Consider the following 18,816-nt stretch of genomic DNA (forward strand, 5'->3'; position numbering starts at 1 on the left):
CCCTACTTAGATCTTAAGTAAGGACCTTGTTTTTAATACCTAATCATTTTTAAAAGTGATTTCTTCAATACTAACCTTAGTAGGTCCTCCTGGGGTCAGTAGGACAACCTTTTCCCTTAAAGATCGTAGGAGTAACTGACTACCAACAGGGGATAAAAACGAAATATAACCCTCATCTGGATTAACTTGATTAGGAAAACAAATTGTAAATTGTTCTGTTTCCTGCTCTTCTTCGTACAAAAGGGTAACCTGACTTCCAATAAAAACCTGAGGTATCGAAGGAGGGAGGTCGGATTCCTGATCAAAAATCCCCAAAAGATCCTGTACACTAGACGCATACCGATTAAAAAACTGAGTGTATTCATTTATATCAGATGCGAAATAGGAGTCTACAAAACTTGCATAATTTTCTTCTAGATAAACTAACTGTTTCACAAAATTTTCCCTCAGGGAATGACAAACGTTATGGTTCATAGTAGATAACCCCCTTAGCATGACTTAAACCTTTGCAAATTTTCATTTCAAATTTCATAAAAAAACCTCCTAAATAAAAAATGAAGATTACCTAGGTAATCTTCATCACATCATAGCATATGGGGGTAGAAGTTACTATACTTCAGCTCATTAGTCCAATTTTGGTTATATAGCCCATCCATCATATCAATTCTTATACATATTTCTTAGTATCAAAAACAGATCTCTGGGGGCATCTGTTTTTTAATAGCGATAATTGATTTTACGCACACTATATCTGTATATTATATACATTTTTATTTTTTAATCTTGGATCCCTGAAAAATGATAATAGGAAAGCCATTTATTTGAATGTTACTTATTAATACTGTAACATAGTATTAAGTAACATAAATTTAGGAGGGGATGCCGTATGGAGTATGTAGAAGCTTTAAGAGATATTAAACAAATTAATTCCATCAAGAGATATTTAAAAAGACATTCCGAAAGAGATTATGTTCTCTTTGTTTTTGGGATAAATACGGGCTTAAAGATTACAGAAATATTAGATATTAAAGTAGGAGATGTTTTAGAGGAGGAAGGACATGTAGGGGATTTTTTTCATATTCCTTGCAAGGACTCCAGAATCACTAGGGAAATCTATCTCAATCACAATGTAAAAAAGGATATTCTCCACTATATCAAAGCTACTCACTTGAAGAGGGACAACTATTTATTCCAGTCTACTAAAACGGAAAAACCTATTACACGTCAACAAGCCTATCGTGTTATTAGTCATGCTGCAAAGGTCGTTGGAATACAAGGGAAAATTGGAACAAATTCTTTACGTAAAACTTTTGGATTTCACGCCTATAAACGGGGGGTTTCCATTTCTTTACTTAAGGAGTATTTTAATCATTCAACGCCTTCAGAAACCCTTAAATATCTTGGAATCTCTAAACATGAAAAAATTAAAACTGTAATCGATGTCAACCTTTAAATAAATTATTTTCATCCATATGTAAACTATTTGAGGGAGGGATTTTACATTGAATATCCGAGAAAGTGAACTTCCAGGTATCGGTTATAAATTTGAAATTATCACAAAAAATCAAGACAAGCTGGTGATTGTTATCCATGATGATGGTAGGAGAGAAATTTATCATTTTGACGCAGATGACTATGATGAAGTTGTAAGCAGTTCCACATTCAATGACTCAGAATCCAGACAAATTGCAGGAATTTTAGGCGGCATGGCCTATAAACCTAAAGATCTAGAAACAATTGATTTTGCATTTGATGATGTAATCATTGAATGGTACAAAGTAGAGCCTAATGCACCTGCTGTGAATAAAACAATTGGTGAGATTGATATCAGAAATAACTTTGGGGTTACTGTTATCGCCATAAAGAAAAAAAAGACTAAAAAGTCTCATAATCCAGGTCCAGATACTGTTATTGAAGTAGGAGACACATTAGTTATCTCGGGGGAAAGAAGCCAATTAAAAGAACTAATTAGCAAGTTACTATCAAATAAGGAGAGAATGATATAAATGGATCATTTGGTATTTGAAGTCGGCACTGCACTTATCATTGTAGCCATCGGATCAATTATTGCGAACAAGCTTAAATTTTCCATTATTCCATTTTTGATTATTCTAGGGATGATGGTAGGACCACACGCCCCGGAAATTGGAATTATTGACTTAACCTTTATTGGAAGTAACGACTTTATCCAATTCATGGGGCGAATTGGGGTGCTATTTTTACTTTTCTACTTAGGGCTAGAATTTTCTGTTGGTAAACTGATGAAATCAGGGCGGGATATAGTCGTTGGGGGAAGTATCTATGTAGCAATGAACTTTGCTTTAGGTCTTTTATATGGATTTGTTGCAGGTATGCCTTGGATGGAGACTCTTATTATTGCCGGACTCCTTAGCGTATCCTCTAGTGCCATTGTAGCGAAAGTGCTGGTTGATTTAAAAAGAACAGCAAATCCTGAAACGGAGCTAATTCTGGGGATTATTTTATTTGATGATATCTTTTTAGCTTTATTTTTAACCACAATGTCAGGGGTCCTACTTGCAGGCTCAACTTCCGCCCTCGGTATTATCACTTCTGTTCTTATTTCTGTTGGTTATATGTTACTGTTTTTTATTATTGCACGAAAAGGTGCACCTCTATTAAATAAATGGTTGAATATAAAATCCGACGAGATTTTCATTATCGTTATATTTGCTATCTTATTTTTTGTTTCTGGATTTTCAGAAACGCTTCACGTAGCAGAAGCCATTGGTGCTTTATTATTAGGTTTAGTTTTTTCAGAAACTAAGCATCGGGATCGTATTGAACATTTGGTCGTTCCGTTTAGAAACTTCTTCGGAGCCATTTTCTTCTTCAGCTTCGGACTAAGTATTGACCCATCAACATTAACTAATGCAATTTGGTTAGCACTAGGTGCTGCTATAATAACGATTGTCGGAAATTTTGTTGCTGGCATGATTTCTGGAAGAAAAGCAGGGCTATCTCACAAAGCTTCTTCTAGTATTGGTTTAACCATCATGGCTCGAGGAGAATTTTCAATCATTGTAGCTGATTTAGGGGTTACAGCAGGTTTAAATCCTATTTTGACTCCTTTTACTGCCCTTTATGTTCTTATATTAGCCATTATAGGGCCACTTATGACGAAGGAAAGCAAAAATATCTACGGTGGTTTAAATAAGATTTTTAAATGGAGTAAAGCACCTGAAAAGAAAAAGATAGAACTTCCAGGTGAATAAACTAGTATCCTATGTATATAATAGGACCGTTGAGTTAACTCCACCACCTCGTTTTTAATCCTCTAATTTCAACATAATAATAATGACTTCAATAAAAAGAGAGATGCTATAGCATCTCCCTTTTTTATTTTATGATCAACCTTTTATTAATGGGAACGTCCAAATCGGACGTTCCATATTTTATATCTGAAAAGCAACAATACTATTTAACAAAGCCAATAGAAAAAAAGCGCAAACTCGTTGATAAACGACAGGTTCGCTCCCTTTCTTTTAGATATACTTTTATGAGCTGGTGTCCAGTCCATGCTCCTGTAAAAACTTCTTACAAAAGAGACCATGTTATGAAGGCTAGAAGTCAACCGAATAGATTGTTGTATGATAAAGACTAATTATAGACAAGCCTTGATATTCTTTAGATAAATGAAGAGTGAGAGATTGTTAGCTGCATTAGATTTTATGATGCTCTCCCCTAGTTTAGTTGTACCTCCTTTCTTCTGATTGTATAATCAATTTTTATTCTATTTTAATATCATTAGAGATAGAACAAAATTTCATAGTAACCATATCTTTTGATTTTTTGTACTCCAACTATAATTACTGTTCTTTTGAGATATTATTATTTCTTTTTACTAAGAGAACGATGGCAATGACAAAAGCAATTACACTATATATCCAGGTAAACATAAAAGCTAACCCCAAACCGATATTGGCATCTGCATAATGATTATTCATATCATATATGGCTAGATAGAGAAGTGGTGCGCCTCCAATAATCAACAAGGGTATTAAGAGAATATTCTTTTTCGTCTTTCTTGTTGTTAGGAAAACGAGTAGGAAAGACGCCAGAAGAAAAAATTCCGAAGCTATTGTCAAAATTAACAGTTTGTTCATACTAAATCTTCTCCTTTTCAATAGTCTTTTTATAAAACCTATAGAATGACCCAAACTTACTTAAAAGACAGACAAATGAATGGTCTCCCTTTATAAGCATTAGACGATAAAATCATTAAATAGGTTTTTCTCTTTTTGAATATATTTTTCAAAAATGCAAATCATATTACAAAATGAGTTAACGTAAAACATGCCCTAGGAATTTAAAAACTAGTTTCTTTCATTAGCAGTTAATTATGACTTAAAGATTCCATATAATGTACATTATGAGTAGGAAAAGCCCTTGTATTCTCAGAGAATATAAGGGCTTTGTCATATAATTACTTTGTTATGTTTATCCTTTTCTTTACAAAAAAAGACCTCACTTAAAATGTAGATGAAGTAAAGCAAGGATCATTAAAACAGATAATCAAAGATGTACTGAGCAGGTTTGTGCTTTTATCACTTCCTCTAATCAACATTATGGTAACTAATCATTACTGAATTTCCTTCAATAAAAAGAAACCCTTTGCTCAGCACTAGCAAAGGGTTTTTACATATGGGGGAATACATTAACAGTATGGACAGTTTTGTAGATTAATATACACGTATGTTTATATATCTTATTCTTTGTTCAAGGTACGACAAGGGTGGGTGTGGTAGGTGTGGGGACGTTTTCCATTTCAAAAGAAAACATGAGAACAGTATAAAAGGATGTCTCTTTACGTGAAAGAGAAGTAAGTCAGCGACAAGGGGATTTGTGGCAAGTGTAGGGAACACTTCCACAGACACATAGTAGTTGCCACCTTGAAAATATACAAATAAAGGCCTGGATTTTGCATTTATCTTATGGTTATGTAGAACACCAATACTGAATGCAAAATTCAAGCCTTTTAATGATCCTTTGTTTTATGTGCTTTATTGAGAAGTATTAATTATCTTGATTTAATTGTTCCCATTCACTTAAGTACATTCGGTTTGTAATATTCTTAGGATTATCTATCTTACATATAAATTCTAGGCTATTTCCATCCGGGTCGTTAAAATGAATTTTGGCATGAGCCATACCACTGTGTGCCATAACAAATGGTTCAACAGGTTTAAAACCAAATGCCTCTCTAGGCTTATATCCTCTTTCGTTTAACCATGAAACAGAATGTCTTAAACCCTCTAAAGAAACTTGAAAAGCAATGTGCCTTATGGAAGGATGATATTCCAGTTCTACTTTATCTGTCTCCCAAAGTCCTAACCAACTTTTATTCTTTTCAATCCACAAAAATGCCAACCTATCCTCATGATTATGCGAAAATTCTAGACCAAGTCCTTTATAAAATTCTATGGAACGTTTTAAGTTGCTCACGGGCAAATGTGCTTCATATAATCCTTCGATCATTCCTTTCCTCCCTCCCTCACTACATTATACAAAAAAACCCAATTACCCACTTGAAATTCCTACTTTTTAGGAATTGTTTATACACAAAACGTCTGTAAAAGTACACTTTTACGGTCGGTTATTACGCGAACTATCTGTTTGTGTTTCAAAAGTATAGCTTTTTCGATCCTAACCGAATCTTCGTTTTGCGAAATATCCCTTTTCCATTCTCTCCTTATCCACTTCGTTAATCTTCAAAAAATGAGTCCAATGTTCAAAATAGGGATGATGCGCAAACAGAAAGAGGGGTTGCCCTTTCCCATTAGATCGCTCCGCACGTCGATACACTCTGACAATGTGTCCAGACTTGATTAACACTCTTATCCATCTATTGACTGTACGCTCGTTTATTTGACAAAGTTTTGCGAGGCTTTTTCCTGTGATGTACACAAATCCTCGTTTAGCTCCATAAGCACACAACATGTCTAAAAACCGTCTCGTGCCTTCCTTGAGCCTTTCCCATACATACTTTAAATCTTTTCTAATTCCATACATCAGTACAGCTTTCATGTGCTGTTTTTCAACCACAGTCGAGGCATACGGCGGATAATTCAACATTTCTTTGATTTGTTGTCTCTCCGCAATTGTTGTCATTTGTGAGTCACTCCTGTCATTGATACTGAGCAAGGATCGCTCTCATTCTTTCCATTTCTTCATCTTCGGATTCTGTGCTTACTTCTTCTCCAAACTCCACTGTAACTCCTTTTTGCTGTTTCTCTATAAGGGGTACCTTTAACAAAACGCAGATTAACAACGCTAAGGGATGTAGAACGTAAGAATCCATTGATATGTCAATGTTAAGGGAACCTTCCTAATGTCCATATGTCAGAAAGTCCCTCCATCAAATGAAATATTGCATAACTTGAATACAGGCTTTTTGACATAATGAATTCAAAGGATATTAGGCTTGTCATAAAGCATGCTTTTTGAAATGCCACATCCATAAGTTTTTCTTCTTAGCGTAGCAAAATTTAATTATTTTCATATCCAAATTCCTTAACGTTGTAAATCCGCGTTTTGCTAAAGGTACCCCCTTTTGACCAGATGACAAAATGTTTTTGTATTAAATTTTTACTCTCTATCAGTTAAAATGAGCAATAGAGTGATTTATTATTTTTTGGGAGAAGCAGGAGGGGAAAACATGAAGGTTTATCAGGTTCCAGCACAAGCTGACGATGAGTTGCAAAAAAAGATTGCTGATTTATTAATGCAGCAAATGACTCGTACTCACACGGAAGAAACTTATCAAACATTATTAAATGGGATTCAACAATCACTACAAGAAGGTTCCTTATCAAAAATTGTTGTAGCAGAAGAGCATAGCACAGTTTTAGGACTAGCTTTTTTTAATATTGGTATTAGCTTAAAAAAAGGCGGAAAATATATTTGGCTGAATGACCTATTTGTTCACAAGGAACATCGTAATCGTGGGATTGCAAAAAAAATCTTACTTCATGTTATTCGTTGGGCTGAAAATGAAGGATTAAAAGGAATTGAACTTCAAACAGGAATCAACAACTCTGTTACAAAGCACTTATATAATTCTTTAGGATTTCATGACATTATTTCAAAACGATATGGGTTCACTTTTTAATGAACATCATTTATCAAATTGAAAAACAGTGCTCCAATTAAAAAAACGGACGAAAAAAAGCAGGATTACTCCTGCCCTATAATCCCTTTAACTAAAAAATGTTGATTAGCAGTAATCAAGGCTTTATATACAAGTTTTAGGGGCAGCACTCTGTGCATCAACAAAAACAGTAACCTATTCTGAGTTAGTGGGAGGGAGTTGTTTAAAAATGATCAAATAAACCCGCATTCTACCGTTTTTTAAACAACTCCCTCATTAAAGTAAGGTTTTTCTCTTGTTTTCTTGGTTTTTCTCAGTATTTTAAATTTCTTTTCATGAACATCTTGTGATTGGTTATACCCAAACACCCCTTTAAACCTTATCCAAATAGGTATTTGGGCATAACAACTTTTTTGAAGCGTCGAGCTTTTATATTCAAACTCACAGTTTTCAATTATTCCGTTACTTTTTTAGCTTCTACAATGCGTTTCATCGCCTTGATTTGACCGATATGGTCCGCTTCATGGTAAAGCATCATGCCGTAAAGCTCACCTACTGTTTCTAATCCTAAGAACGGTTCCGAAAGCTTTTTTTCAAATGATTCTTCTGGAATTACTTTAATGCGCTGTGCTTGTTCTTGTAATTGGGACATTAACTCTTCTAATGAAGGACCTTCTGTATTCCATTCAGATGGTTTTGTGCCATTTCCAAAAAGGCTAGGATACTCGCTTGGTAAATGCTTAAACTCTTTGCCAAACATGAATAACTCTGCCGCAGATAGTACGTGACCAATATGCCAGCGAATTGTGTTGTTGAAACCCTCTGGCTGCTTGTCCGCAGTTTCAGAATCCAACGTTTGCATAAATTTAATTAAAGACCCACGAGTTAACTCAAATTGTTTTAAACCTATTATTCTATTCATTTAATCAGTTCCTTTCTCATCTACTTTCTAATTCAATGTACCAGAAATAAACACGAAATACTCTTAAAAAAACTTAACGAAATGTTATTTTATTGATTTAACTAGTTTCTCTAATCGGTTTCATAACTATTAATTTATGGAGCTTTTGGTATTTCATCTCTTTTATTAGGATATATAACTGAACATTACGGAGTTCGGATAACATTCTTAGTAGCAACAATCCTTTTTTTTATTTCTTGTCTTCTCGCTCTTTTTAATAGGAGAGACCTTTTCCATCCTGAAACTTCAAAAAATGCAAAAGGTAAAGCAGGCTAATCATTGCCTTGCTTTACCTTTTGTTTTTCTCATTCCAATAATCTATGTTAGGGGTACCGTCACATGCCCATCAAGTTAAGCTAAAATAATGCCCCAAAAACGAAAAAACGCTATGCTTCTTGTAAGAGCCTATGAGAAGGATGGTGTTTTTTGATGAATTCGATCATTTCAGAGGAACTCACACTTTTCGCACAAGAACTTAAGCGCTTTTTATCACCTGCAATCCTACAAAAGATGGCGAAAGAAATTGGTTTTGTCAGACGGAAAAGTAAGTATCAAGCAAACGAACTCATTGCCCTTTGCGTCTGGCTCAGTCAAGAAATCGCTAGCACTTCACTTACACAACTGTGTAGTCGATTAGAAGCTTCCACTGGGGTACTGATGAGCCCAGAAGGACTGAACCAACGTTTTAATCCAGCAGCTGTGGCGTTTCTTCGAGAAGTTTTCACTTCTCTTCTCACACAAAAACTCTGTTCAAATCAATCGCTTTCTGCACACATGATTTCTACTTTCAATCGTATCCGTATTTTAGATGCGACAGTGTTTCAACTGCCTGATTATTTCGCCACCGACTATCAAGGTTCAGGTGGAAGTAGTAATACGGCAGGAGTGAAAATCCAATTGGAATATGATTTACTGAGTGGTCAATTTCTTAACGTGCAGCTTGGACCAGGAAAGAATAACGATAAAACATACGGTACCATCTGCCTTGAAACCGTAGAGGCCAGCGATTTATGTTTGCGTGATCTTGGTTACTTCGATTTAGGAGACTTACAAACCATTCATGATAAAGAGGCTTACTATATCTCGCGGTTGAAGCTGAATACACGCATTTATATCAAGAATCCTGAGCCAGAATACTTCAAAAGTGGCACGTTAAAAAAGCAAACAGAGTACATCCAGCTTGATATGAAACAAATGATGTCTAATCTAACTTCTGGTGAAACGATGGAAATCCCTGAGGGATACATTGATCAAAACCAGAAGCTTCCAGCACGTGTCATTATCCATCGTTTAACCGACGATCAAACACAAACACGCTTGAAAAACCAAGCGATACGTGAAAAGAAGAAAGGCATTGCCATGAAAGGTAAAAGTAAACGTTTAATGGGCATGAATGTATATATTACGAACACGTCGCTAGAAGAAGTACCGACGAGTTTCGTGCATGCATTGTATTCACTTCGTTGGCAGATCGAGATTTTGTTTAAAACGTGGAAGTCATTCTTTGAAATTGATGAATGTAAAAATAGTAAAAGAGAACGCCTAGAGTGCCATTTATATGGACAACTCATTGGTATTCTCCTCTGTTCTTCTACGATGTTCCAAATGCGACAGCTTCTGCTTGAAAAGAAAAAGCAGGAGCTGAGTGAATACAAAGCGATTTATATGATTAAAGATTACTTTTCATTACTGTTTCAGGCGATAGCAATTGGTACAGAAGAACTTTTGAACGTTCTGTATCACCTTTATCAGCTACTCAAAAAGAACGGCCGTAAATGTCATCGGTATAAGAAGATGACCGTCTTTGATATTCTAGGGGTTGTGTATGAAACGACGATGAAGCATAGACAAGCTGCCTAGCGAAAAAGTTGCGTTTTAATAAGCTTCTTTGGCATGCCTATCTTTTCATCACTCGCTAGTTTTGAGACAAGGATCTTTTCGTATTTAGTAATTTACGTTGTTAGCTTGATGGGCATGTGACGCTACCCCTATATCTAGAAGAATACTAAAACAGGGTATGGAGATGTTAAGCATGCGCCTAATGAGGATGGTGACACACTATCATGAATGGATACTGGGCGGTCTTTGTTATGAGTATGCTTATTATCTTAATTTAACTAAAGCTTTGAGGCTATATGAACAATAAAAAAGGGACAAATTCATTGGTAGAAATGAATTTGTCCTTTTTGGGGTAGTATCAAAGCTGTCACCACCCGCAATAAGGAAATGTCAAGATCAATAAGTTATTTAAGTTTAATACTTCTAACATGCATTCCCCCTCCTGTGTTGGATGGGGGTATAATAAAGTTGTTAATTTTTTTATAAAGGATGCTTTAGCAATAAAGCCGTTTAAATTCTAAGTCTTATTCCACAATCGCGCCCGATTGCTGAAGATTATAACTACCAAATTGTTATAAAAATAGATTAGTTCTTATTGAACTAACGCACCCTATAGTTTAAGTTCAATATTTAACAAAGTTTCCCAATAGTTAATAATTTCACATATTTTCTCTGATATCCTTTGAAAAATCAAGGACTTTCAACCATACCTTTGATTCAACAAAAAGACGATGAATTATCACCGCCGTAAATAATTGTTAATCTGTAAATTTATTTTTGAAATAAAGGTAATCAACCTTATGTTTTGTGGCCATTAGTTGTGATGCAAGTATTGCGGTGTAGATAGTTGTTAATAGTATGCCAAAAATTGATATGCCTAATAATGAGTCCTTATTATTCAAAATAACAACCTCCATTTCTAAATGAATATATAGGAATACATCTTTGATTTTTCAATTTTTAAGGTTTTAGAATGACTTTTATACAATTATCGGTCCTTGTGTCGAAAACTTCGTATCCATGCTTTGCCTGGTCTAATGGAAGAACATGTGTAATTACATCACCAATATCAACCTTTCCTTCAGATATAAGATTATAAAGAAAAGGCATATACGGAATAACTGGGGCCTGACCCGTTTTAATATCAACATTTCTTTGGAAGATGTCTCCTAACGGGAAACCATTATAACGTCCCCCATAAACACCGGTAATTTGGATGGTCCCAGCTTTGCGTACAGCCTGAGACGCAATAACAAGCCCGCCCATTGCACCGCCATGAAGCTTCATTCCGGATGCAAGATATTCAAGAGGAGTCATCTTGCCACTCATACCTGAACAATCAATAACGATATCTGCTCCGCCTTGTGTTATCTCTCTTAAATATTCTCCAACGTTCTCATGTTCTTCAAAATTTACAGTCTCCACTTTATTGGTTCGTTTCGCATGTTCAAGACGGTAATTGAGATAATCGACCGCAATAACTCGCTCAGCACCTTTAAACCAGGCAAATTTTTGAGCCAGGAGACCTACTGGACCGCATCCTAAAACGATGACAGTATCACCAGCTTTGACACCAGAGTGATCTACACTCCAATAAGCTGTTGAGGCTGCATCTGCAAGTAACACTAACTTTTCATCTTCTACTTCGCAATTCTCTGGTATTTTGAAGGGAGTAAAGTTTCCATATGGAACTCGCATATATTCAGCTTGTCCGCCAGCAAATCCACCGGTTGTTTCTGAATATCCAAAGAAACCGCCCATTTCACCATGAGGGTTTGAATTATCACATTGGCTGGTTATGTCATGGTTACAGTACCAGCAATGCCCGCAGCTTACATTAAAGGGAATAATTACCCGATCCCCTTTTTTCAATTTTGTTACTTCCGGTCCTACTTCTTCGACTACCCCCATCGGTTCATGGCCTATTACGTAATCAGTTGGCATATTGGGAATCATTTGATGAATCAAATGCAAATCGGATCCGCATATAGCAGAAGATGTTATTTTTATAATGATATCATCGCCATTTTTAATTTTTGGGTCTTTTACTTCTTTAACCTGGACATTTTTACTCCCCTGGTACGTGACAGCTTTCATTTTTCTCTAACCTCCATTATTTTATTTATTAGGCGTTGCGAACATTCCAAGTCTATCCGTATCATTCGGGAATAAGTTCATCTCGGCAATCATTAAAGCATTGTCGGCAGATTTAAGATCCAACTCAACTTGCTTGCCAACATCGTTTGGATATAGCCAGCCCTTGCTTATCATCAATTCAGATATCTCTGTGTGTAAATCAATGGATTGTTCCATTTGTCTGTATAATGCCTCTCTTAACTCCAGGCTCGCTGTTTCAGTTAATGCAATGGCATATGTATGAATGCCCGTTTTAACTGAAAGAAGAAACTCCAATGCAATTCCTGAATATGCCATTTCTGGCATATGTTCAGCCCCTTGTGGATCCAAATAATCTATTTCCATTTTTTTCACCTCACTCTATATAATTGGTTCTTGCCCCTTTATAAAATTCTTTAAGTTCATTTATCGCTGCAATTGACTGTTGAACATCTTTTTCCATCAGTGCTTTTAAATCATTATCGAAGCAAAGCCCCTGCATAAGCTTTGATTTCAATAAGCATACAGTTTTCAGGTTTAATATCTCATGTGTTTCCATTGTTTCATGATAAGCCAAGATTTCCTTCTCCATGACTTCACCTCCTGCCTAAAAGTTAAAATTCCTTTATGATGCGAATATTATTCAATGAAATATTACTGGTTATGGGATATTTTTGGTGGAATGTGAATCTCCTGACTGAAGCAAGATAAGAGAAGTTTTTAAAGATTGGAGAGATACTCTTGACAAGATATTTAGGACTTCATGAAACATTGGAGACACTCGAGTTAATTGCATTTAAAACAGTATGTTTAACAAAAGCTGCAACTATGAGCAAATTGCTTCCTGATGGAGATCTTAAAACGATTCTTTCTGATGATTTAGAATCAGGAAGTCAAGATCTGGAGCAGCTTCAGACCTTTATTACAAAACGGAAGGAGACTCACAATGACTAATATCCTGCAAAATATGGCTGGAATGGGAGGATTGACAGAACGGGCAATCGCCTCAGATTTTCTGATTTCATCTAAATCTGCGGTCAGAAATCTCGCATTTGCTATTACGGAAACAGCTACACCTGAACTTAAATCAGCTCTTCGTGAGCAATTAAGAAATGCAGTGGATACACATGCCAAGATAACAGAATATATGACTGCCAATGGATATTACCACCCTAATCATTTAGACGATCAATTAAATGTGAGACTGCAGGATGCACATACCGCTTTAAACCTTAAAGATCAATAGGGGCAGTAACGTATGTTTTATTCAATAAAAAATCAGCTGCTATTAAACAGCTGATTTTTTCCTTTAATAGGGGTAGTGACAGCTTCGCTGGTACTACCCCTTTTTATCAAAAATCTATCTTAGGTTCGTTGATTCTAACTAGTGTTTTAAGAAACGGACAAGTTCCTTTGATGACCATGTTCTAATGTTGTTTCATAACCGCGCCCTTTAGTTCAATAAAAATGGTAGTTATTTACTCTTTTCCATGACTGCAAAGTAATTTTCTTCACTATCTGCAAAGTTAAATACTCTACCAGAAGGTATATTTACAATTTCTCCGACTGTAACATTTTTATTTGATAAATCTTTATATAATTTATCGAGATTCTCTGTAAAAAACAGTAAAGAAGGTGTACCAAGATTTAATTCAGGATCCATCTTAGCAACGAATTCTTTATTTTGTAGAATGATACTTGTTTCTGAATCCTTTGTTGGAGCAATTTCAATCCATCTCATTCCTTGACCATTATCTTGTTCAGAAATTACACTAAACCCTACCTTTTCAGTCCAAAACTTCACTATCTCATCTTGATTCTCTACATATACCATAATTTGACCGACTTTATTAATCATTAGTTTCCCCCTGAATATTTTGGTTTTATTATTAGTTTCTATCACTCCTACGAATAAACCTTTTTAATCTAATCTTCACTAATAGAAAAGGGAAACGTTATTGCTAGAAAAACAGTCCGTAAAAGTATAATTTTACGGACTTTTCCATTACTTAATATCTACATTTAAACTTCAACGGTTAACATAAAACTGATTTAGCTGTAAATTTATAAAAAGAGGCATTCATTACTGATTAATAATTTAATCAGCAATAAATAACAAATCCTCATAATTAACAACGAATAGGTAACTCAACACTAAAAGTCGTTCCTTCTTTTTCTGTACTATTTACATAAATATGACCTTCATGCATTTTGACAATGGTCCAGACAATCGATAGGCCCAGTCCAGTTCCTTCCACGGTATGTGTACGTGAAGTATCTACTCGATAGAAGCGATCAAATATCCTTTCTATTTCTGAATCTTTCAATCCTATTCCTGTATCTTCAAAGCTGACCATTATGGATTTTTCTCTTTCTTCGATTGATATTTCAATACTACCCTCAGATTTATTATATTTAATGGCATTTGTTAATAAATTATCCCAAACTGTGTTAAGTAATGATGGATCACCGATGATTTCTATATCTGGCAAAGAGTAGCTAAGCATAATCTCATTTTCACTTACTTGCCATTGGTAATTTCGTACTAATTCCTTAATTTGTTGACCAACATTGAATGTTCTTTTTTTCAAAATATTATCATTACGATCTAATGAGGCTAGAAGTAATAATTGTTTCGTTAAAGTAGATAGCCTTTGAATTTCACCATTAATAATTGAAATATAATGACCTCTTTCCTCCACACTTAGTAAGTCATCTTCCAATAGGTTTGTATATCCTTTTATATTCGATAAAGGCGACTGGATATCGTGAGAAATGTTCGAAATGAACTCCTTCCTCATATCATCCATTTGTTCTAACTTTCTTGCCATTTGTAAAAAATTATGGGAGAGTTCTCCTAGTTCATCATGACGAGTAACATCCAGTGCAACATTAAACTCACCCCTAGAGAGTGATTTAGTGGCTATGGTTAATTTTGAAATAGGCTTTACTAAATATTTTGTACTCACAACCACCATAACAATGCTCAGTATAATCGTTAAGGCAAGCAGCCATGCAAATAAAAAATGCATCTCATTAAAAAGGAGTTTAATATCTGGTCTAAGGAAAAGAGCATATTTATTTCCTTGATGTTTTAGTGGAACACCAATTGTATTTTTTAATTCATTTGCAAAGAATCCCGTTACAAACGTTTTTCGTGGAAAATGAAGAATACCGTGGTAAGTCTCGCCATCTAATACTTGTTCTTTAACAGACACAGAAAGGCTCTTCTCACGAAAGGGCGCGCCAAAAAAAGACTCTTCCTCAGTATTATCTACAAGGTAAATTTGATATCCTATCGAAGAAATATTCTCTAAGTACTCTTTTAAATTAACATTTGGATGCTCGTCAGCAAATGTTACAATTGACTGTGCCATTTTTGTAATTTTTTGATCATTATACGGTTTTAATTTTTGCTGATAATACGTATTCGATATAAAAAAAGCCAGAATACTACTTAGGATCATAATTCCAATTGTAATGACTACAAATTTCACATAAAGAGTCCTCATCCGTTGATTACCTCCAGTGAATATCCAACTCCTCTTACAGTTTTAATTTGAAAATCATTGGTTAATTTAGAAAAACGTTCTCTTAATCTTTTTACATGAACATCCACCGTTCGTTCATTGCCTTCATACTCTAGCCCCCAAATATGTTCGATTAGGTTACTCCTGGAAAACACTTGCATAGGTCTTGATGCCAGGAAATATAAAAGTTCAAATTCTTTTAAGGGTAAAAGAATCATTCGATCTCCAATTTGCACTTCATAGCTTTTGGTATTGATCGTTGTGTTCCCTATACGAACAACAGCCTCATTTGAATGCTGATTATATCGTCGTAATAAAGCTTCTATTCGAAAGCTTAATTCTCTTGGTTCGAACGGTTTAACCAGATAATCATCGGTTCCTGATTGAAATCCTTGTTCCTTATCTTCAATTTGATTCTTAGCTGTCAAAAGAATAACAGGGATATCAGATTGCTTTCGAAGTTCTTTAGTTAATGTATAGCCATCCATAAAAGGCATCATGACATCAATAACAGCTAAATGACACGTTTCCTTATTAAAAATTTTCAAGGCTTCCAATCCATCTTTTGCTTCGAAGACGTGGTAACCTAGTTTAGATAAGTGGATACTTACAAGTTTCAAAATATTAATATCATCATCAACAATTAAGATGTTCGTCATACTATTTACTCCTATAATATAAAAATTTAATCCAATCACTTTGTATTAATAAAACGGAAAAAATAGTCCTACACAATGGGGCAGGACTATTTCATACATATAAAAAAGTACAACTTCGATCCTTCCCCTAGAGTTTAGGGGTTAAATCTTCATTATGCAAAATTACACCATCATTCATTTTAATGATATGATCCGCATAAGAAAGCATTTCTTCATCATGCGTAACCATTAGAGTCGTAATGTTCAAGGTCTTCGTCAAATCCCGTATGAGTGACATAACATCTTGAGACCTTTTTGAATCTAGACTTGCCGTTGGTTCATCAGCGAACAGCACTTTAGGCTTATGAATGATTGCACGAGCAATGGCGACCCTTTGTTTCTCTCCACCAGATAATGAAGACGGATAGGCATACTTTCGACGATTCATTTCCACCAATCTTAAAATCCGATCAATTTCTCTCTTCTGTTCAAATTTCTTTAATTTGGATTCCGAAATATTTAGCATCAGCAATAACTGTTCTTCTACTGTGAGAAATGGAACAAGATGGGCAAATTGAAAAACAAAGCCGAACTTATGAGCCCGTATTTTTCGAATTTGTTCCAGGTTCATAGTATTTATATTTTCCCCCTCAAATATTATATCACCACCGGAGGCAGACTGAAGTCCTGCTGCTATGGTTAGCAGTGTACTTTTACCAGATCCTGAAGCCCCTACTAACGCTGTAATCTCTCCTTCTTGAAGGGAAAGATCGATTCCTTTTAATATTTCTTCCTTTAACTCTCCATTCATGAAGACTTTTTTAACTTTATCCATTGTAAAAAAACTCATATTAAACTTCTCCTTGTTGAATTGCTTGTAATGGTTCGACCTTTTTAATTTGTATCCCTGAAAGGGTAGCTCCAATAAAGCCGATAATCAGAAAGACGATGGATAACTGCACGGTTGTGGCAAGAGACAAACTAAAAGGCATTCCTTCAGGTGCCATCCTATTAAAAACTTGACTGAGTATAATAGATACACCAAGTGCAATGACTGTAATAAACAGCATTTGAGTCCACATCATTTTAAACAACGCGCTTGTTTTTACACCAATGGCTTTCAAAATCCCGTATAGACCCATTTTTTGAATGTTCATCATGTAGAAGAAGATAGCGAACAACATTCCACTAATGACCACTAAAAACCAAACAATCATATTTAAAGACATCTGTTCTGCGCTATAACTCGCAATGGTATTCAGAAAATCCTTCTTTGAAAATGATTGCAATCCATCTACTTTCTGCTCTGTGTCCTTTCCAGGTATGAAAATCAATTGCATTTCATTCACTCTGTACATTTCTTTGTAGTTCTCTATATTAATAAAAGCAACGGGGGCGTGACTGAATTTTTTTTGATCCACAAAACCTTTGACAACAAATTCACCACTAAACTGATTAGTTGTTAAAACATCCCCCACTTTAATTCCTTTATCTTTCATTGATTGGTCGAGTATGACTTCCCCATCTTTGACGTTTTTAAAAAGCTTTGAATTAGTCGAGGTGACAAAAGCCACACTTTGTTGTTTGTCATTTTGATCATTCAAAAATCCCATTTGAATAGACAATGCTGTAGCATCTTTGTGTTGGTTTAACATTTTATCTTGTATCCTGCTATCTATTTTGGATAAATTATAGGTTTCCTCTGCATCCTTATTCATATAAAATTGTCCGTTTGGTAAATCTTTAATTAATGCGGCATTGTCTTGTGATAACCCATTTGCTAAACCAGAAATAATAAACGTTAATAGGCTAATAAGAAAAACGATAGATCCTAAAATTAAAAATCTTAATTTACTTTTTTTAATCTCTTTCCATGCAAGGTTCATCATGAACTCCTCCAAACTCTTTTTTACATTCATAGCATATACCCCCTATGTGAACGGAGTGTGAATAAACCTTTACATTTAATATGGAAGTGTTGTCTACAACTCTCACAACCACTATTGTCATCCCCTCAAAAAAGGGTCAACTCTAAAACATATATGTATATAAATCTATAACATCAGACATGATATTAACGTATTCCCCAATATGTAAAAACCCTTTGCTAATGCTGAGCAAAGGGTTTTTCTTTATTAAAGGTAATTCAACAATGCTTATTTACCATAAAATGAATTAAAAAAGTAATAAAAGATCAAACTCGTTGAATGCCAACAAATTTGATCTTTTTCTTAACATTCAAGTATACTTTTACGTGCGTTTTTTCTCTCAAAAAACTCTTATTGATAATCAGCTTGTTCAATCGCTTCTTTATTGCTCGCCACATCGTTCTATTCCTTTTTAAAATTATTTTCGACTAGCTTTTAATTGGAAGTTGGAAGGTATTCACGCTGTTTCAATTGTATATTAAATCCTGTCATACGCTTTTGGCGGTGATTCCAACCAACCTTTATCAATTAAGATATTGATGCCGTCGTCAACAAATAAGCCAATGTTCATAAGAGTTCTTATATATAAGAAATCGATATCTCTTCTTGCTGTTACCGCCAGTGAGTTTCCGAATGACCTTATCTTCATGGCGAACATATCTACTTTATGGAACAGCATAATTTTGTCAGAAAAAGG

General features: G+C 35.0%; 21 protein-coding genes. 7 read left to right on the forward strand and 14 right to left on the reverse strand.

Annotation, left to right across the window (positions count from 1 at the left end; all coding sequences use genetic code 11):
- Positions 1-39 precede the first annotated feature (39 nt).
- Positions 40-474 (reverse strand): GreA/GreB family elongation factor, encoded by a 435-nt coding sequence (locus B9N79_RS24145; RefSeq protein WP_046218289.1) that lies wholly within the window; start codon positions 472-474, stop codon positions 40-42.
- A 412-nt stretch (positions 475-886) separates the two neighbouring features.
- Between B9N79_RS24145 and B9N79_RS24150 the strand changes: the two genes are divergently transcribed.
- The 3 genes from B9N79_RS24150 to B9N79_RS24160 are packed head-to-tail and all read left to right on the forward strand — an operon-like array spanning position 887 to position 3,233.
- Complete coding sequence (locus B9N79_RS24150) at positions 887-1,453, forward strand: tyrosine-type recombinase/integrase (RefSeq protein WP_046218288.1); 567 nt, start codon at positions 887-889, stop codon at positions 1,451-1,453.
- Positions 1,454-1,502: 49 nt separating this feature from the next.
- On the forward strand, positions 1,503-2,006 hold the full coding sequence (locus B9N79_RS24155; RefSeq protein WP_046218287.1) for a cation:proton antiporter regulatory subunit: 504 nt from the start codon (positions 1,503-1,505) through the stop codon (positions 2,004-2,006).
- A complete protein-coding gene (locus B9N79_RS24160) occupies positions 2,007-3,233 on the forward strand; it encodes a cation:proton antiporter (protein WP_046218286.1) in 1,227 nt (408 codons plus the stop codon).
- A gap of 594 nt (positions 3,234-3,827) precedes the next feature.
- Here B9N79_RS24160 and B9N79_RS24165 read toward each other — a convergent pair.
- The 3 genes from B9N79_RS24165 to B9N79_RS24175 all read right to left on the reverse strand — a co-directional run bounded on the left by B9N79_RS24165 (position 3,828) and on the right by B9N79_RS24175 (position 6,129).
- Positions 3,828-4,124 carry a hypothetical protein gene (locus tag B9N79_RS24165; protein WP_046218285.1) on the reverse strand — a complete coding sequence of 99 codons (297 nt, stop codon included), beginning with the start codon at positions 4,122-4,124 and terminating at the stop codon, positions 3,828-3,830.
- A 910-nt stretch (positions 4,125-5,034) separates the two neighbouring features.
- Positions 5,035-5,496 carry a VOC family protein gene (locus B9N79_RS24170; protein ID WP_063592747.1) on the reverse strand — a complete coding sequence of 154 codons (462 nt, stop codon included), beginning with the start codon at positions 5,494-5,496 and terminating at the stop codon, positions 5,035-5,037.
- Between the two features lie 168 nt (positions 5,497-5,664).
- Positions 5,665-6,129, reverse strand: coding sequence for a helix-turn-helix domain-containing protein (locus B9N79_RS24175; RefSeq protein WP_063592748.1), 465 nt, complete (start codon positions 6,127-6,129; stop codon positions 5,665-5,667).
- Between the two features lie 547 nt (positions 6,130-6,676).
- Here B9N79_RS24175 and B9N79_RS24180 point away from each other — a divergent pair.
- On the forward strand, positions 6,677-7,129 hold the full coding sequence (locus B9N79_RS24180; RefSeq protein WP_046218284.1) for a GNAT family N-acetyltransferase: 453 nt from the start codon (positions 6,677-6,679) through the stop codon (positions 7,127-7,129).
- Positions 7,130-7,562: 433 nt separating this feature from the next.
- Here B9N79_RS24180 and B9N79_RS24185 read toward each other — a convergent pair whose 3' ends face one another.
- Positions 7,563-8,030, reverse strand: coding sequence for a DinB family protein (locus tag B9N79_RS24185; protein ID WP_046218283.1), 468 nt, complete (start codon positions 8,028-8,030; stop codon positions 7,563-7,565).
- 468 nt (positions 8,031-8,498) lie between these two features.
- Here B9N79_RS24185 and B9N79_RS24190 point away from each other — a divergent pair, with 468 nt between their 5' ends.
- Entirely contained in the window at positions 8,499-9,929 is a 1,431-nt protein-coding gene (locus B9N79_RS24190; protein ID WP_063592749.1) for an IS4 family transposase, read from the forward strand.
- A 939-nt stretch (positions 9,930-10,868) separates the two neighbouring features.
- Here B9N79_RS24190 and B9N79_RS24195 read toward each other — a convergent pair.
- From B9N79_RS24195 to B9N79_RS24205, 3 genes are read right to left on the reverse strand one after another with little or no spacing between them, the layout of a single operon-like run.
- Positions 10,869-12,005 (reverse strand): zinc-dependent alcohol dehydrogenase, encoded by a 1,137-nt coding sequence (locus B9N79_RS24195; RefSeq protein WP_046218282.1) that lies wholly within the window; start codon positions 12,003-12,005, stop codon positions 10,869-10,871.
- Between the two features lie 21 nt (positions 12,006-12,026).
- A complete protein-coding gene (locus B9N79_RS24200) occupies positions 12,027-12,389 on the reverse strand; it encodes a spore coat protein (RefSeq protein ID WP_085119281.1) in 363 nt (120 codons plus the stop codon).
- Between the two features lie 10 nt (positions 12,390-12,399).
- The gene (locus tag B9N79_RS24205; RefSeq protein ID WP_046218280.1) at positions 12,400-12,615 is read right to left on the reverse strand and encodes a hypothetical protein; all 216 of its coding nucleotides are present in this window, start codon (positions 12,613-12,615) and stop codon (positions 12,400-12,402) included.
- Between the two features lie 149 nt (positions 12,616-12,764).
- Between B9N79_RS24205 and B9N79_RS24210 the strand changes: the two genes are divergently transcribed.
- Together B9N79_RS24210 and B9N79_RS24215 are read left to right on the forward strand one after the other, a co-directional pair.
- Complete coding sequence (locus B9N79_RS24210) at positions 12,765-12,977, forward strand: hypothetical protein (protein ID WP_046218279.1); 213 nt, start codon at positions 12,765-12,767, stop codon at positions 12,975-12,977.
- Positions 12,970-13,269 (forward strand): spore coat protein, encoded by a 300-nt coding sequence (locus tag B9N79_RS24215; protein WP_046218278.1) that lies wholly within the window; start codon positions 12,970-12,972, stop codon positions 13,267-13,269. Before B9N79_RS24210 ends, B9N79_RS24215 begins: the two co-directional genes overlap by 8 nt.
- A gap of 228 nt (positions 13,270-13,497) precedes the next feature.
- Here B9N79_RS24215 and B9N79_RS24220 read toward each other — a convergent pair whose 3' ends face one another.
- The 6 genes from B9N79_RS24220 to B9N79_RS24245 all read right to left on the reverse strand — a co-directional run.
- Positions 13,498-13,881, reverse strand: a complete 384-nt coding sequence (locus tag B9N79_RS24220; RefSeq protein WP_085119284.1) for a VOC family protein — start codon at positions 13,879-13,881, stop codon at positions 13,498-13,500.
- Positions 13,882-14,152: 271 nt separating this feature from the next.
- Positions 14,153-15,535 (reverse strand): sensor histidine kinase, encoded by a 1,383-nt coding sequence (locus B9N79_RS24225; RefSeq protein ID WP_046218276.1) that lies wholly within the window; start codon positions 15,533-15,535, stop codon positions 14,153-14,155.
- Positions 15,532-16,212, reverse strand: coding sequence for a response regulator transcription factor (locus B9N79_RS24230; RefSeq protein ID WP_019390920.1), 681 nt, complete (start codon positions 16,210-16,212; stop codon positions 15,532-15,534). Before B9N79_RS24230 ends, B9N79_RS24225 begins: the two co-directional genes overlap by 4 nt.
- Before the next feature lie 127 nt (positions 16,213-16,339).
- Positions 16,340-17,041 (reverse strand): ABC transporter ATP-binding protein, encoded by a 702-nt coding sequence (locus B9N79_RS24235; protein WP_046218275.1) that lies wholly within the window; start codon positions 17,039-17,041, stop codon positions 16,340-16,342.
- A 1-nt stretch (position 17,042) separates the two neighbouring features.
- Complete coding sequence (locus tag B9N79_RS24240) at positions 17,043-18,077, reverse strand: ABC transporter permease (protein WP_046218344.1); 1,035 nt, start codon at positions 18,075-18,077, stop codon at positions 17,043-17,045.
- A gap of 520 nt (positions 18,078-18,597) precedes the next feature.
- Positions 18,598-18,816, reverse strand: a 219-nt coding sequence (locus tag B9N79_RS24245; RefSeq protein WP_139814843.1) for a DUF3231 family protein, incomplete at its 5' end; no start/stop codon positions are given.

Origin of the sequence: Priestia filamentosa, from assembly GCF_900177535.1 — a bacterium.
GTDB classification, from domain to species: Bacteria; Bacillota; Bacilli; order Bacillales; family Bacillaceae_H; genus Bacillus_I; species Bacillus_I filamentosa.